This is a genomic window from Sedimenticola selenatireducens DSM 17993, assembly GCF_000428045.1.
Lineage (GTDB): Bacteria > Pseudomonadota > Gammaproteobacteria > Chromatiales > Chromatiaceae > Sedimenticola > Sedimenticola selenatireducens.
In genome coordinates this window covers 162,679-177,469 of sequence record NZ_ATZE01000003.1, presented here as the reverse complement: position 1 = coordinate 177,469, position 14,791 = coordinate 162,679, and the positions used below count along the sequence as shown (strand labels likewise).

The following is a 14,791-nucleotide window of genomic DNA, read 5'->3' as shown; positions in this document are numbered from 1 at the left end:
CGCACCCTATAATAGGCCGTTCTGTTTCCCTGGATATCGAGTGACCCATGAACCGCCCCGAAGACCGCTCCGCAGAACTCCACACCCTGTTGCAACAGCGCATCCTGCTGCTGGATGGCGCCATGGGCACCATGATCCAGCGGCACAGCCTGGTGGAGTCGGACTACCGGGGCGAGCGCTTCGCCGACTGGCCCTGCGACCTGAAGGGCAACAACGATCTGCTCTCCATCACCCGGCCGGATCTGATCGGCGACATCCATCGCGCCTACCTGGAGGCCGGCGCGGATATCCTTGAAACCAATACCTTCGGTGCCAATCGCATCTCCATGGCGGACTACCGGATGGAGTCGCTGAGCCACGAGATGAACGTCGCCTCGGCGCGACTGGCCCGACAGGCGGCCGATGCGGCCAGCACACCGCAACGCCCGCGCTTTGTCGCCGGCGTGCTGGGTCCGACCAACCGCACCTGTTCCCTGTCACCGGACGTGAATGACCCCGGTTTCCGCAATATCACCTTTGACGACCTGGTGACTGCCTACGCCGAGGCGACCCGCGGATTGATCGAGGGTGGCAGCGACATCATCCTGATCGAGACCATTTTCGACACCCTGAATGCCAAGGCGGCCATCTTCGCCGTGGAGCAGGTGTACGAGGAGGACGGCCTGCGCCTGCCGGTGATGATCTCCGGCACCATCACGGACGCCTCCGGCCGCACCCTCTCGGGGCAGACCACCGAGGCGTTCTACAACGCGCTGCGCCATGCCCGGCCGATCGCCATCGGCCTCAACTGCGCCCTGGGGCCGGATCAACTGCGCCAGTACGTGGAAGAGTTGTCGCGCATCGCGGAGACCCACGTCTCGGCCCACCCCAACGCCGGTCTGCCCAACGAGTTCGGTCAGTATGACCTGGAACCGGAGACCATGGCGAAACAGATCCGCGAATGGGCGGCCAGCGGTTTTCTGAATATCGTCGGTGGCTGCTGCGGCACCACCCCGGACCACATCCGTGCCATGGCAAGCGCCATTGCCGACCAGCAACCACGCCAACTGCCGGAGATCGAGCGCGCCTGCCGGCTCTCCGGCCTGGAGCCCCAGACCATCAACCGCGACAGCCTGTTCGTGAATGTGGGCGAGCGCGCCAACGTCACCGGCTCGATCAAGTTCAAGCGTCTGATCATGGAGGAGCAGTACGACACGGCGCTGGAGATCTGTCGCCAGCAGGTAGAAAACGGCGCCCAGATCATCGACATCAATATGGACGAGGCGATGCTCGACTCGAAAGCGGCGATGATCCGCTTTCTCAATCTGATCGCCACCGAGCCCGACATCGCCAAGGTGCCGGTGATGGTGGACTCCTCCAAGTGGGAGGTGCTGGAAGCGGGGCTCAAGTGCATCCAGGGCAAGGGGGTGGTCAACTCCATCTCCATGAAAGAGGGTGAAGGAAACTTTCTCCGCCAGGCCACGCTGATCCGCCGCTACGGTGCGGCAGCAGTGGTCATGGCCTTCGACGAGGCGGGTCAGGCCGACACCCTGGAGCGCAAGGTGGCGATCTGCAGCCGCGCCTACCGGCTACTGACCGAACAGGTCGGCTTTCCGCCGGAAGATATCATTTTCGATCCCAATGTGTTCGCAGTAGCGACCGGTATCGAGGACCACAACAATTACGGCGTCGACTTTATCGAGGCGACCCGGCAGATTACCGACAGCCTGCCCCACGCCCTGGTCTCGGGCGGCATCTCCAATGTCTCCTTCTCGTTCCGCGGCAACAACCCGGTGCGCGAGGCGATCCACGCAGTGTTTCTCTACCACGCCATCCAGGCCGGCCTGACCATGGGCATTGTCAATGCAGGACAGCTGGCGATCTACGACGACCTGCCGGCTGAACTGCGCGAGCGGGTCGAGGATGTGATTCTCAATCGCCGCGCCGACGGCACCGAGCGGCTGCTGGAGATCGCCGAGAAATATCGCGGCGACGGCGCCGCGGCGGAACAGAAAGAGGACCTGGCCTGGCGCGCCTGGCCGGTGGCCCAGCGCCTGGAACACGCCCTGGTGAAGGGCATTACCGAATATATCGAGGAGGACACCGAGGCCGCCCGCCAGGGGGTGAAGCGCTCGCTGGAGGTGATCGAGGGTCCGCTGATGGACGGCATGAACCGGGTCGGCGACCTGTTCGGCGCCGGCAAGATGTTCCTGCCACAGGTAGTCAAATCAGCCCGGGTGATGAAGCGGGCAGTGGCCTATCTGGAACCCTTTATCCAGGCCGAGAAAAGCGACAGCAACAGCCGGCCCAATGGCAAGATCCTGCTCGCCACGGTGAAGGGCGACGTGCACGACATCGGCAAGAATATCGTCGGCGTGGTCCTGCAGTGCAACAGCTACGAAGTGATCGACCTGGGGGTGATGGTGCCAGCCGAGACCATCCTGCAGAAGGCGGCAGAGCATCAGGTCGACATCATCGGTCTGTCCGGGCTGATCACACCCTCCCTGGAGGAGATGACGCACATCGCCCGGGAGATGGAGCGGCTGGAGATGCGTATTCCGCTGCTGATCGGTGGCGCCACCACCTCGCTGATTCACACTGCGGTGAAAATCCACCCCAGATACAGCGGCCCCTCGGTCTATGTGCCGGACGCCTCGCGCGCCGTGGGCGTGGCCAGCAGCCTGCTCTCCGCCGAGCGGCGGGACGAATACATCAGCCAGATCGAAACCGAGTATGCCGATGCCCGGGCGCGCCGGGCCAGCCAGCAGGAAAACCGCAACCTGGTCTCCCTGGCCGAGGCACAGGCCAACCGGGTGCCCATCGACTGGAGCAGCTACCAGCCACCGGTGCCGGCCCGACCGGGTATCCGTCTGCTGGAGGATATCGACCTCGCCAGCCTGGTCCCGCTGATCGACTGGACCTTCTTCTTCCACGCCTGGGAGCTGCGCGGCAGTTATCCGAAGATTTTGCAGGACCCGGACAAGGGCGAAGAGGCACGCAAGCTGTTCGACGACGCCCAGGCCATGCTGGAACAGATCATCGGGCAGAAGTGGCTGCGCGCCAACGCCATGATCGGCATCCTGCCGGCCAGCAGCAGCGGTGATGACGTCATTGTCTACCGGGACGAGGCGCGTACCGAGGTGGCCACCCGGTTCCATTTTCTGCGCAAGCAGGGCAAGCAGCCGGCAGGTCGCTATAACGACTGCCTGGCGGACTTCATCGCCCCGGAGGCCAGCGGGGTGAAGGACTACATTGGCGGCTTCGCTTGCAGTGCCGGCATCGGCATCGACCAGAAGGTCGCGGAGTTCGAGGCGAATCACGACGACTACAGCGCCATCATGCTCAAGGCGCTGGCCGACCGGCTGGCCGAGGCGCTGGCGGAGCAGATCCATCTGCAGGTGCGCCGGGAGTTCTGGGGTTATGCCGCCAACGAGGAGCTGGATACCCGGGCCCTGCTCAAGGAGCAGTACCAGGGCATCCGTCCGGCCATCGGCTATCCGGCCTCCCCGGACCACACGGAGAAACGCATCCTCTGGGAGCTGCTGGATGTGGAGGAGCAAGCCGGCATCTGGCTGACCGAATCGATGGCCATGGTGCCGACGGCGGCCGTCAGCGGTCTCTACTTCAGCCACCCCGAGGCGCGCTATTTTGCCGTCGGTAAACTGGCACGGGATCAGATCACAGACTACGCCGGGCGCAAACAGATGGACCCGGCCGAGGTGGAGCGCTGGCTGGCTCCGAATCTGGGTTATGACCCCGAACCGGCTGGGGATTGATTAAATACAACCTGGCTTTCACCGATTTAAATCACTGACGGAACCGGGCAGCCACAGAGGGCTATTAATGCCTATAAGGCGGGCCGCGTTCGTCACCAGATGGGGGACACAGTCCACGGCGTCCGCGGGGCGCCCGATGATGCCGGGTCAGCGCCTATTCAGCCCAACCGCGAATTCCGCGACAAACCAGAGGTTGACGTACCGTTGCAACGGCAATAGATTCAACACTCATAACAAGAGTGACCGGACACCTGAGGAGGAGTCATGCTGAAAGTCGGTGATCAAGCGCCGGATTTTGCCTTGCCCAATGCGGACCTTAATAAATCCGAACTCGGTGACTATCTGGGCAAACGTAATCTGGTGCTCTATTTCTATCCCAAGGACAACACGCCGGGCTGCACCATCGAGGCGCTGGAGTTCTCAGATCTGATGGATGAATTTCAGGCGGCAGAGACCGACATCCTGGGCGTCAGCATGGACAACTGCCTCAGTCATGGTGATTTCCGCGATAAGAACGGCCTCACCATCGGCCTGCTGGCCGACATCGACGGCACTCTCTGTCAGGACTATTACGTCTGGAAGGAGAAAGAGGCGCATGGCGAGAAACGCATGGGTATCCTGCGCTCCACCTTTATCATCGACAAACAGGGCGTCATCCGCCACGCTCTCTATGACGTCAAGCCCAAAGGGCACGCCCAGGTGGTACTGGAACTCGTCAAGTCACTCTGAGCCAAACCCGAGACGCTCGAACAGACCCACCAGCTCCGTATCCGGCCGCGTTCCGACTGACAGGGCAACCCCGCTGTAGGGATGTACAAAATTCAGCTCCGCGGCCATCAACAGCAGACGACAGATCCCGAACCGGTCCCTGAATAGCTGGTTATGCCGCCCGTCGCCGTGCGTGTATCCCCTACAATCGGATGAAAGATGTGTTTCATGTGCTTGCGGATCTGATGCATGCGCCCGGTCTCCGGGCGCACCTCCAACAGAGAATAGCGTGCACTGGCATAGCGCCCGACGGCTATCGGCAGCTCCACGGTAGCCAGCCGGCGATAACCGGTGACCGCCGCTTGCGGTGCCTTGTGGGCCTCCTCCCGCAGGGGATAATCGATCACATCCGACTCGGCGGTATAGCCCCTGACCACCGCCAGATAGCGCTTTTGCACCTGGCGCTGTTCAAACAACTGCACCAGCCGTCGCGCCGCATCCGAATCCAGGCCGAAAATCAGCACCCCGGAGGTCGGCCGGTCCAGGCGATGGACCGGATAGACCCGCCGACCGATCTGGTCACGCAACTGCTGCAGCAGGAAACGGCTGTCCTCGGAGATACGGGTGCGGTGCACCAGCAGGCCGGCCGGCTTGTCTACCGCGATATAGTGTTCATCCCGATACAGGATCGTCAACTCGCTCATCGGCGCATCATGCCACACTTTGCGGATAGGCATGGCTTGGGTTAATGTGCCTGCACCGGCAGCCGCTTGACTACAAGATGTGAAACTCCGCACCCAGATACTGCTGTTTTTCTTCGCCTTCGCCCTCACCCCGCTACTGATTGCGGTGGTGATCAATCTGCCGTTGGTGCTGGAGCGCATGGACCTGTTTTATCAGAAGGCGCATCTGCAGAATCTGCGCGCCGACTTCCGCGATCTGGATCAGCACCTGGCCAGTCGCCACGAGATGGTGCGATTGCTGGCCAAGCTGCCGGAACCGGGCACGGTGCTGGGTATCAGCGACGAGAACAACAGCGACAAAAATATCGATCTGGCCCGCACCCGCTATATCCAGTGGATCAACCAGATCCTCCACGAGCAGCTGGACATCGTGCAGATTGTGTTTCTCGATGCCCAGGGCGATGAGCAGTTCTGGCTCGACCGCGACCGGGAGAACCAGTCCTGGCAACCTACCGTGCGACGTCCCGGCAGGGCGCCAAAGGCCCTGATCAGTGCCGCGTTGCAGGCGGAGCCGGGCCGCGTACTGGTCAGTGCGCTCAGTCTTAACCCGGATGCGGGCGCGCTGGACCCGCGCCGTTTCATGACCCTGCGCCTGATCACCCCAATCTTCAGCCAGGAGAGTGGGGCCCCCATCGGCGCCGTGATGCTGAATATCGATGTGGGCGGTATCGCCCGCTTCTACCGCGACACCCTGTGGGTAAACGATGACGGTGACTTTCTGGAGATCCCCGCCCCCGGCACCCCCACCGGCAACGCCTTTGAGCGTTATCCCGGCCTGCAGCCACTGTTTGCGGAGGAGAAACCGGCGCTCTGGAAAGGGCACGATGAGCAGATCATGTGGGTGCCGATGTTCCGCACCGAGCAGTCCCGGTCGCTCTGGGTCGGGCGGCTGGTGGATCCCTCGCCCATTGCCGAATTCCGCAACGCCCTTACCCTGCGCGTGCTGAGCATTGTGTTTCTGTTGATGCTGGCCACCTGGCTCGCCTCCCGCTGGCTGGCGAAGCGGGCGGAGCGCCTGAGCCGTGAACTGATCGACGGCATCCAGCAGATCCTGGAACATGAGGCGCCGGTCACTTTCGACTGGAAAGGCCCCCAGGAGCTGAAACGCCTGGGGATGAATCTCTCCCGCCTGGCAGAGGAGCATGGCCGCACCTCACGTAACCTGCGGGCCCATGCCCGGGAGCTGGAGGAGTCCAACCGCTACAAATCCCAGTTCCTGGCCAACATCAGCCATGAGCTGAAGACGCCGCTCAACTCCATCCTGCTGCTCTCCAAGCTGCTGGCCGGCTCCAGGCAGGGGCTGAGCGAGGATCAGATCAAGCAGGCACGGGTCATCCATGAGGCGGGCAGCGATCTGCAGGCGCTGATCGACAATATCCTGGACCTCTCCCGCATTGAGGCGCGGCGTATCCCGCTACATGCCGAAACCGTCAACCTGACACCCCTGCTGCACGGCCTGGTTGAGCTGGTCCAACCCCAATTCGACGCCAAGGGGCTGGCGCTGCGGCTGGAGATTGCCAGCAATGTCCCGGAGCAGATCATCAGCGACCCGGAAAAACTGCGCCAGATTCTCAAGAACTTCCTCTCCAATGCGGTCAAGTTCACCGAGGCGGGCGAGGTAGTGATCCGGGTGGTCGTTGCCGATCCGGCCGACGCGGAGTCCTATGCCCTGCAGATCAGCGTGACCGACAGCGGCATCGGCATCCCGCCAGCCAAGCATGCCGAGATCTTCGAGGCGTTCAAGCAGGCCGATGGCGCCACCAACCGCCGTTATGGCGGTACCGGCCTGGGTCTCACCATCAGCCGGCAACTGGCCGGGCTGCTGGGCGGGGAGATACGACTGCACAGCAGCCCCGGTCAGGGCAGCCGGTTCACGCTGCTACTACCCGCCAAACTGGATCCCGAGCAGCCCGCCACGCCTGTATCGGAGACAATCACCAGCCCGGAACTCCCCGCGCCGGCAGAGGCCGATCCGACCGACCACTACCTGGGCAGGCACTCGCTACTGGTGGTGGATGCCAATCTGCACAACCTGTTGCAACTGACCCCGCTGCTGGAACAGGCCGGCCTCAAGGTCACGGCGGCGGAGGACGCCGGCGAGGCGATCGAACTGATGGCCGATGAGCCATTTGCCCTGGTGTTGATTGACATCATTCTGCCCTGCGAGGAGTGCTGTGATACGATCAAACGTATTAAACAGACCCAGCGGCTGCCGGTGATTGCCATACTCGCCGGACCGGCCCCGGAGATTGAGGCGGCCTGTCGGGCAGCCGGCGCGGACGCCCTGATCCAGCGGCCGATTGATCGTGGACAGTTGCACAGGCTGCTCGCACAATATCTACCAGCGGAAGTTGTAGACAGCAAATGATGAAAAATTGCCAGGAGAGACAATTTTCACGGCCGCCCGCCGCCCGCCAGGGTGCGGCACAGGGATGTGCCTGCCGCATGACAAAACGGCAGGATAGCCGTTTTGCACAGCGAAGCTGCCCGAAGGGTGCGGCACAGGGATGTGCCGCATGAACCGCTACAGCGGGTTTACCCTCCTGGCCGTGGACGACCACGCGCACAACCTCTTTACCCTGCGCACCCTGCTGCAACAGCATATGGACGTGACCATACTGGAGGCCACATCCGGACAGCAGGCGCTGGACATCGCTCTGGGTGACAACCACATCGACCTGATTATTCTCGATGTGCAGATGCCAGAGATGGACGGCTTTCAGACCGCCTCCATGCTGAAGATTCGCAAAAAGACCCGGGATATACCGATCATCTTTCTCACCGCCGCCTTCAAGACCCAGGAGTTCCAGCAGAAGGGCTATGAAGTGGGTGCGGTGGATTATCTGTTGAAACCGATTGATGACAATCAGTTGATCAACAAGATCAGCACTTATTTCCGGCTGATCGAGAAAGAGCGCAACCTCAACCGGGTACTGGAACAGAAGGTGGCGGAACGCACCGCGGAGCTGGCACAGGCAAAGCAGCACCTGGAAAACATCATCAACTATATGGGCGAGGCGCTACTGGTGCTGAGTCCCGATGGCAAGGTCCGCGAGGTCAATCCGGCCCTGCGGCGCATGCTCGGCTATAGCGATGAAGAGCTGCTCGGCATGGGCATCGGTGATATTTTTGAAGAGGAGGGCGACGAACAGGCCGGCGCCTTCATGGGTACCTGGCTGGAGGCACTGATCCGGGTCGGCGCCCTGAACCAGATCGAGGCCCGCTTCATCACCCATGACGGACGACGCATTCCGATCCTGTTCTCCCGGACTGCGGTGAAAAATGAGCATGGAGAGATATCCGATATTTTATGTATTGCCAAGGATATGAGCGGCTATATCCGACAGGATGAGCTGTCAGAGGATAGTGCATCCAGCATAGATATGCCCTCTTGAGTTGTAAAAGGAGTCAATCATGAGTGACCAAAGCCCACCCCTGGATAATGAAGACACCACCCTGACCGCCAACGCACTCAAGGCGATGGCCCATCCGCTACGCTGGAAAATCCTCTGCTCACTGGGCGATGATGAACTGTCGGTCGGTGAGATCGTGGAGCGCACCGGCACTTCGCAGAGCAATATCTCGCAACACCTGGAGCAGCTGCGCAACAAGAATATCGTGATCTCGAGAAAGGAGGCCAACCGCATCTACTACCGGATTCGCAACGGCCAGTTGCTGACCCTGATCGGTACCATGCGTACCGTCCTTTGTCCTGCCAATCTGGATGAACGCCATCCCCACGAAAAGGATTAGGTCACCAGGTCCAAACCAGGAATTTTTTACTTGAATCCGGTATTCTTGGCCGGATGACACCCGAGCAATTTTATCAGCACCAGCTGCAACAGAATGCGGTAGTAGCGGACCCGGACCAGGCGGCCGTGGTCGCTGAACTCCAGGCACTCTATAAGCGGCTGATTCAGCCGGCGCCTCGCCCCCCCGAACCGGACCTGCTCAGCCGGCTGTTGAAACGCACGCCTCAGCGGGAAATCAACCCCGCCACCGGTCTGTACCTGTGGGGCGGCGTTGGCCGGGGTAAAACCTGGCTGGTGGACCTGTTCTTCAACCAACTGCCGTTTGATAACAAACTGCGCATCCATTTTCACCACTTCATGCGCAATACCCATGAGTCGCTCAGCCGTCTCAAGGGGGTAAAAAATCCCCTCGACCGGGTCGCCGAATCCCTGGCCGCCCGTACACGCATCCTCTGCCTGGACGAATTCATTGTCACTGATATCGGCGATGCCATGATCCTGGCCCAACTCCTGAAGTCCCTGTTCAGTCGCGGCGTCACCCTGGTCACCACCTCCAACACCGCACCGGACAACCTGTATCGAAACGGCCTGCAGCGAGCCAGTTTCCTGCCCGCGATCGAGTTGATCAAACAGCACACCCGGGTGATTCACCTGGATAGCACAACCGATTACCGGCTGCGCTACCTGCAACAGGCCACCGTCTACCACACACCCTTGGGAGCGGCGGTTAATCAGCGCCTGATTGAAGAGTTCGAACAACTGGCACCCGAACCGGGCCAGAGTGGCGGAACAATCTCCTTGTACGGGCGTGAAATTCCCGTCCAGCGGCTGGCGGACGACCTGATCTGGTTCGACTTTTTCGCCATCTGCGGCCCCCCACGCAGCCAGGCCGACTACCTGGAACTGGCACGCTGTTACCATACCGTGATCATTTCCGATATTCCGCTGCTGACCGGTGAGCTGGACGATGCGGCACGCCGCTTTGTCTTCCTGGTCGATGAGTTTTACGATCGGGGGGTCAAGCTGATCATCAGCGCGGCAGCTGGTCCGCTGGATCTATACCGGGGCGAGCGGCTGAAAGCGGAGTTCGAGCGGGCCGTCAGCCGGCTGCAAGAGATGCAGTCGATTGAATATCTGTCACGGGAGCATCGTGCATGACCAATGAAATAGTCGATTTACAGACCCGCATTGCGTTTCAGGAAGACGCCATCCACCAGCTCAACCTGACCGTCAGTCAGCTGCAAAACCAGCTCAATACCCTGCAACTGGCCATCAAAGAGCTGCATCTGCGGATGCAGAACCTCACACCACCGGAAGACGGAAGCAGCGGACACGAGATCCCGCCGCACTATTAACCCGCATTGTTCACCGCGAAACCCCGCGGACGCCCCACCCCCATCCCGGCAGGCAAGTTTCGCGCGCCCATCAATTGCAATCGTTCAGGTTCGTTGGATTAGGCCAGGATAATCCGACCCGCGAATCCGCAGGCGGGCCGCGTTAGCCTGTTGGGGTTCGCAAGCTCACACCAACCTATAGGCTCATATGCTTCCCGGACACAGCAAAACAGGATAGGTAATCCCGGTTAACGCTCGTCCCATTGTTAAATAAATAATCCATTACATCTTGACACTTAAACGATAATGATTATCATTAACTACCAGATCACAAGGAGACTGAATCATGCAATGTGTCATCGATGCTTGGCTGGAGCGCAGCGACCCGTGCCTGCGGCTGCTGGATGCCGAAACCGGCCAGGAGATACTGCGTTGCGGCGCCGGCTGGATTCTACCCCTGCTGGAGCGCGGCGACCTGACCCTGGAAGATATTCAGGACGAAGGACTGAGCTACGCCGAGCGGTTGGGCCTGCCGTTTGACCAACCCACATTCCGCGCCCGCTAGTCCATGTGCAATCTTCTAAAAAAGCGCTTCGAGCCGCCCCGGACTACCGTTCCAAGGCGCCTGAAGCTGTGGGAGCTGGAGCACCGCTTTCACTGTGCTGTCCTCGGCACCTGCCTGACCCTGCCTGAATTGCACAGGCTCATCCGCCAGGCGGGCATCGAGCTGGAACCCAAACACAGCGACTATGACGCCCACACCGCCCTGGTTGGCAGTGCGGGCCGGGAGTGTCGTGCCGCACGACTGCTCACCCGCCTCCTGGATAGAAAATTCCGCGCAGCCATCAATCAGCTTGCCAAATGCGATAATCAGGATCTTACCGGCTATTGGCAGCAGGCCCTGCAAACGGGCAATATCGCCGGTCCTTTCTGGGCGTTGGCCACCCACCCACAGATCAGTACCACCTTGATGCAGCGTATCTACGGCGATGTACATATGCTGTCGCATCTGGCCGGTGCCGCCAATCGCGCCAACCTGAAGCGGCTTGCAGCCCTGGACGCCAATATCACCGAATTGCGTGCAACGGCAGTGCGTGCCCGGCGCCAACACCATGAACAACTGGCACAGAAGGAGGCAGTCATCCAGGAACTGGAGGCACAGCTGCTGCGCCGGCTTGCCCGCGACAAACCGGCAATTGAGAAGGACAATGCGGCGTTGAATGAACAGCTTGCCGCAAGTCGCCGGGAACTGAGCCAGGCGGTACGCCAGCTGGAGCGAACCCGGCGCCGGCTCACCAACCTGACTCGACGTAACGAGCAGCTGCAACAGCAACGAGCCTCCGCCTATACAGCATTAAGCAAGCTGGAAGCGGAACAGCAGGCCAGCGAACTGGCCCTGCACCAGCTGCTGGGGAGCGACGAGACACCGGACCAGCCGACCACCGACCTGTGCGGCCGGCAGATCGTCTACGTAGGCGGGCACCCCTCCCTGTCACCCCACTTCCGCGCCCTGGTGGAGAAGTTCAGGGGACGCTTTGAGCACCATGACGGCGGTATCGAGGAGAGCCGCGCCAACCTGCACTGCCTGCTGAGTAAGGCGGACATGGTGTTCTGCCCGGTCGACTGCATCAGCCACGACGCCTGTCTGAAGGTGAAACGCTTTTGCAAGCAGAACGCCAAGGCCTTCATACCACTTCGCAGCTCCGGCCTCTCCGCCTTTGCCAGGGAGCTGTCCCAATTACCGCTAACTGATACTTATGAACAATAGGCCACTGGATGCCATGTCAATAAACTCCGCCATTAAATCGACCATCCTTAGCCGGCGTGATCAACCACCGGGCGGACGCTCAACCGGACTGTTCTGGGCTACCGCCCTGACCGCGCTCCTGCTGGCAGGACTGGTAGCCCCTGCCGGGATGTAGGGAGCACATCAATTCTTTGAATTGACGGGTACGCACCTGTCCACCGAGCTTGGCAACAACCGATACAACTCTATCAACCTATCCACAGACACAAGGGGACAACGTGAAAAAACACTATCTAGGTGTAGCGATCATCTCGCTACTGACGTCGTACGGCGCACAAGCCGACAATCTGTCCGACGCCTTTAAAAACGGCACCGTCAGCGGTGACCTGAACCTCTTTTACAAGGGCATCGACAACCGTAGCAGCACGGACAGCGGCTACGGCACCGGCTTTCTTGGCCTGAAATATGAGACGGCGCCACTGAACGGCCTGCAGATGGGCCTCGCCTTGCGTCACGGCAGCGAGCTGGACGAGGACAACCCGGGCGATTCGGACGAGGGCGTCGGCACCCTGGTGACCGAGGCCTATCTCAGCTATCGAGGCGATGGCTTCGGCGCCGTGTTGGGTCGCCAGGCAGTTGATTTGGAGTGGGTCGGGGATTATCACGAAGCCGTGACCCTGACCAGCGATATGCTACCGGCCACGGAGCTCACCGCCGGCTACAGCCGCAGTCTGGCGGTTGCAGACGAGGACGATCTGCGGCACAGCTTCACCGATATCGGCGATAACGGTGCCTGGTTCCTGGATGCCAAGGTCAGCCCGGCCGAGGGACTGGTGCTTAATCCCTACTATATCCACGTGAACGATATTTTCGACGGCCTGGGTCTGAAGGCCGATTTTGAACACGCCTCCGGCCTGGGCCTGACCGCCCACTATGCCGCCTCGGACGTGGAAGTGGCTGGCGAGGCGGACGGGGCCATTCTGCACCTGGAATTGCGCGGCACCCTGGGCGGGCTCGCATTGGCGGCCGGTTACATCGACACCGACAGGCAGGGCGGCGTGGGCCACCTGGACGACCTGGGCGAAAACATCAATCCGCTGGAGGATGGCAATCAGGTCTACGTCGCCGATGCCCAGACCTGGTACCTGGGCGCCGAGTACAGTATCGGCCACGCCACCCTGGGACTGATAGTCGGCCACAGTGACTATGCCGGCAACAGCGAGGAGCGCGAGATCAATCTCGCCCTCGGCTACGATCTGGCGGACATCGCCGAGAACCTGAGCGTGAATCTGGTCTATGCCGACATCGATGCCGACGCCAACAGCGATGATTATGAAAAACTGACCCTAATGCTCAGCTACGGTTTCTGAGCACGTGTGGGGGCGCCTACGGGGCGCCCTATGATTGAGGATACGGGCATAAGCATCGCAGGTTGGGATGAGGAACGAATCCCAACAACAGGGATCGATCATTTCCGGGATCAGGATTTAACCTCCGGATGTCGGGTTTCGCAGCATAAATCCATCCCAGAACAAAAAACCCCGGCCGGTTTCCCGGTCGGGGTCATTCAGGATCATGGTTTTAACGGACGGCGAGGCTCAATCACTACCCCAGCTTTTCCCTTTTACCCCGGGGCTATGGTAGGCCTGACTCAGTTCATGCACCGACTCGACCAACACCCCGGCATGTTCCGGGTTTACATCAGGATGGATGCCGTGGCCAAGGTTGAACACATGTCCGGGACCGTGACCGTAGCTGGCCAGTACCCGGCCCACCTCTTCACGGATACGTTCGGGTGCGGCATAGAGGATGCTGGGGTCCACGTTACCCTGCAGCGCCACCCGGTCCTTGACCCTTACCCGGGCATCGGCCAGATCGGTGGTCCAGTCCACGCCCAGGGCATCGCAGCCGGTGCGGGACATGGCATCCAGCCACTGACCACCGCCCTTGGTGAACAGGATCACCGGCACCTTGCGGCCCTCGCTTTCACGCACCAGCCCCTGAACAATGCGCTCCATATAGGCCAGTGAAAACAGCTGGTAGTCGCGTGGACTCAGCACCCCGCCCCAGGTATCGAACACCATCACCGCCTGCGCGCCGGCGGCGATCTGGGCATTCAGATAACTGATCACCGACTCCGCCACCTTGCCCAGCAGGCTGTGCATCAGGTCGGGCCGATCGAACATCATCTCCTTCACCTTGGCGAAGTTCTTGGTGCTGCTGCCCTCCACCATGTAGGTGGCCAGGGTCCAGGGACTGCCGGAGAAGCCGATCAGCGGCACCCGTCCATCCAGTTCACGGCGGATGGTGCGCACCGCATCCATGACATAACCCAGGTCGTCTTCCGGGTCGGGCACGCCCAGCGCGGCGACCGCCGCCTCGTCCTGCACCGGGTTTTTGAATTTCGGACCCTCTCCCTCGGTAAAATAGAGGCCCAGGCCCATGGCATCGGGGATAGTGAGGATGTCTGAGAACAGGATGGCGGCATCCAGGGGAAAACGCTCCAGCGGCTGCAGGGTTACTTCACAGGCCAGCTCCGGGTTCATGCAGAGATCCATGAAACTGCCGGCCCTGGCACGGGTGGCCCGATACTCCGGCAGATACCGTCCCGCCTGGCGCATCATCCAGACCGGGGTCATGTCCACGGGTTCACGCAGCAGGGCGCGGAGAAATCGATCGTTTTTCAAGCTGGACACAGCGCGTTTCCTTTGTTGACACCAAGAGACCACCGGCCTCTGTTGCCGGTGAGAGG

At 60.9% G+C, this 14,791-nt stretch carries 13 protein-coding genes; 11 read left to right on the top strand and 2 right to left on the bottom strand.

From position 1 onward, the window contains the following. Window positions 1-47 precede the first annotated feature (47 nt). Together metH and A3GO_RS0103890 are read left to right on the top strand one after the other, a co-directional pair. The gene (gene metH / locus A3GO_RS0103895) at window positions 48-3,755 is read left to right on the top strand and encodes a methionine synthase (protein ID WP_029132288.1); all 3,708 of its coding nucleotides are present in this window, start codon (window positions 48-50) and stop codon (window positions 3,753-3,755) included. Window positions 3,756-4,019: 264 nt separating this feature from the next. Continuing rightward, window positions 4,020-4,484: a peroxiredoxin gene (locus A3GO_RS0103890; RefSeq protein ID WP_029132287.1), complete on the top strand. Its 465-nt coding sequence runs from the start codon at window positions 4,020-4,022 to the stop codon at window positions 4,482-4,484. Between the two features lie 107 nt (window positions 4,485-4,591). Here A3GO_RS0103890 and A3GO_RS22425 read toward each other — a convergent pair whose 3' ends face one another. Continuing rightward, entirely contained in the window at window positions 4,592-5,167 is a 576-nt protein-coding gene (locus tag A3GO_RS22425) for a pseudouridine synthase (protein ID WP_335340001.1), read from the bottom strand. 79 nt (window positions 5,168-5,246) lie between these two features. On the opposite strand from A3GO_RS22425, the gene A3GO_RS0103880 reads away from it, so the two are divergent. From A3GO_RS0103880 to A3GO_RS0103840, 9 genes are all read left to right on the top strand, one after another. Then, a complete protein-coding gene (locus A3GO_RS0103880) occupies window positions 5,247-7,574 on the top strand; it encodes an ATP-binding response regulator (protein WP_029132286.1) in 2,328 nt (775 codons plus the stop codon). Between the two features lie 148 nt (window positions 7,575-7,722). Continuing rightward, entirely contained in the window at window positions 7,723-8,601 is an 879-nt protein-coding gene (locus tag A3GO_RS0103875; RefSeq protein WP_029132285.1) for a response regulator, read from the top strand. Between the two features lie 19 nt (window positions 8,602-8,620). Continuing rightward, window positions 8,621-8,959: an ArsR/SmtB family transcription factor gene (locus A3GO_RS0103870; RefSeq protein ID WP_029132284.1), complete on the top strand. Its 339-nt coding sequence runs from the start codon at window positions 8,621-8,623 to the stop codon at window positions 8,957-8,959. A 53-nt stretch (window positions 8,960-9,012) separates the two neighbouring features. Further along, window positions 9,013-10,116 (top strand): cell division protein ZapE, encoded by a 1,104-nt coding sequence (zapE, locus tag A3GO_RS0103865; protein WP_029132283.1) that lies wholly within the window; start codon window positions 9,013-9,015, stop codon window positions 10,114-10,116. Beyond that, complete coding sequence (locus tag A3GO_RS0103860; RefSeq protein WP_029132282.1) at window positions 10,113-10,313, top strand: SlyX family protein; 201 nt, start codon at window positions 10,113-10,115, stop codon at window positions 10,311-10,313. The genes zapE and A3GO_RS0103860 overlap by 4 nt, the downstream gene beginning before the upstream one ends. 325 nt (window positions 10,314-10,638) lie before the next feature. Continuing rightward, entirely contained in the window at window positions 10,639-10,857 is a 219-nt protein-coding gene (locus tag A3GO_RS0103855; protein WP_029132281.1) for a hypothetical protein, read from the top strand. 3 nt (window positions 10,858-10,860) lie between these two features. Continuing rightward, entirely contained in the window at window positions 10,861-12,060 is a 1,200-nt protein-coding gene (locus A3GO_RS0103850) for a DUF2325 domain-containing protein (protein ID WP_029132280.1), read from the top strand. Next, window positions 12,050-12,214 carry a hypothetical protein gene (locus A3GO_RS26020; protein WP_157606703.1) on the top strand — a complete coding sequence of 55 codons (165 nt, stop codon included), beginning with the start codon at window positions 12,050-12,052 and terminating at the stop codon, window positions 12,212-12,214. The genes A3GO_RS0103850 and A3GO_RS26020 overlap by 11 nt, the downstream gene beginning before the upstream one ends. Before the next feature lie 103 nt (window positions 12,215-12,317). Then, complete coding sequence (locus A3GO_RS0103840; protein WP_029132279.1) at window positions 12,318-13,409, top strand: Opr family porin; 1,092 nt, start codon at window positions 12,318-12,320, stop codon at window positions 13,407-13,409. Window positions 13,410-13,637: 228 nt separating this feature from the next. Here the strand turns inward: A3GO_RS0103840 and hemE are convergent, their stop codons facing one another. After that, on the bottom strand, window positions 13,638-14,735 hold the full coding sequence (hemE, locus tag A3GO_RS22420; protein WP_051301805.1) for a uroporphyrinogen decarboxylase: 1,098 nt from the start codon (window positions 14,733-14,735) through the stop codon (window positions 13,638-13,640). Window positions 14,736-14,791: the final 56 nt, after the last annotated feature.

Bases quoted from the DNA above. Each gene is read 5' to 3' on its own strand.
- metH (WP_029132288.1), top strand. From the start codon at position 48: ATGAACCGCCCCGAAGACCGCTCCGCAGAACTCCACACCCTGTTGCAA.
- A3GO_RS0103890 (WP_029132287.1), top strand. From the start codon at position 4,020: ATGCTGAAAGTCGGTGATCAAGCGCCGGATTTTGCCTTGCCCAATGCG.
- A3GO_RS22425 (WP_335340001.1), bottom strand. From the start codon at position 5,167: ATGAGCGAGTTGACGATCCTGTATCGGGATGAACACTATATCGCGGTA.
- A3GO_RS0103875 (WP_029132285.1), top strand. From the start codon at position 7,723: ATGAACCGCTACAGCGGGTTTACCCTCCTGGCCGTGGACGACCACGCG.
- A3GO_RS0103870 (WP_029132284.1), top strand. From the start codon at position 8,621: ATGAGTGACCAAAGCCCACCCCTGGATAATGAAGACACCACCCTGACC.
- zapE (WP_029132283.1), top strand. From the start codon at position 9,013: ATGACACCCGAGCAATTTTATCAGCACCAGCTGCAACAGAATGCGGTA.
- A3GO_RS0103860 (WP_029132282.1), top strand. From the start codon at position 10,113: ATGACCAATGAAATAGTCGATTTACAGACCCGCATTGCGTTTCAGGAA.
- A3GO_RS0103855 (WP_029132281.1), top strand. From the start codon at position 10,639: ATGCAATGTGTCATCGATGCTTGGCTGGAGCGCAGCGACCCGTGCCTG.
- A3GO_RS0103850 (WP_029132280.1), top strand. From the start codon at position 10,861: ATGTGCAATCTTCTAAAAAAGCGCTTCGAGCCGCCCCGGACTACCGTT.
- A3GO_RS26020 (WP_157606703.1), top strand. From the start codon at position 12,050: ATGAACAATAGGCCACTGGATGCCATGTCAATAAACTCCGCCATTAAA.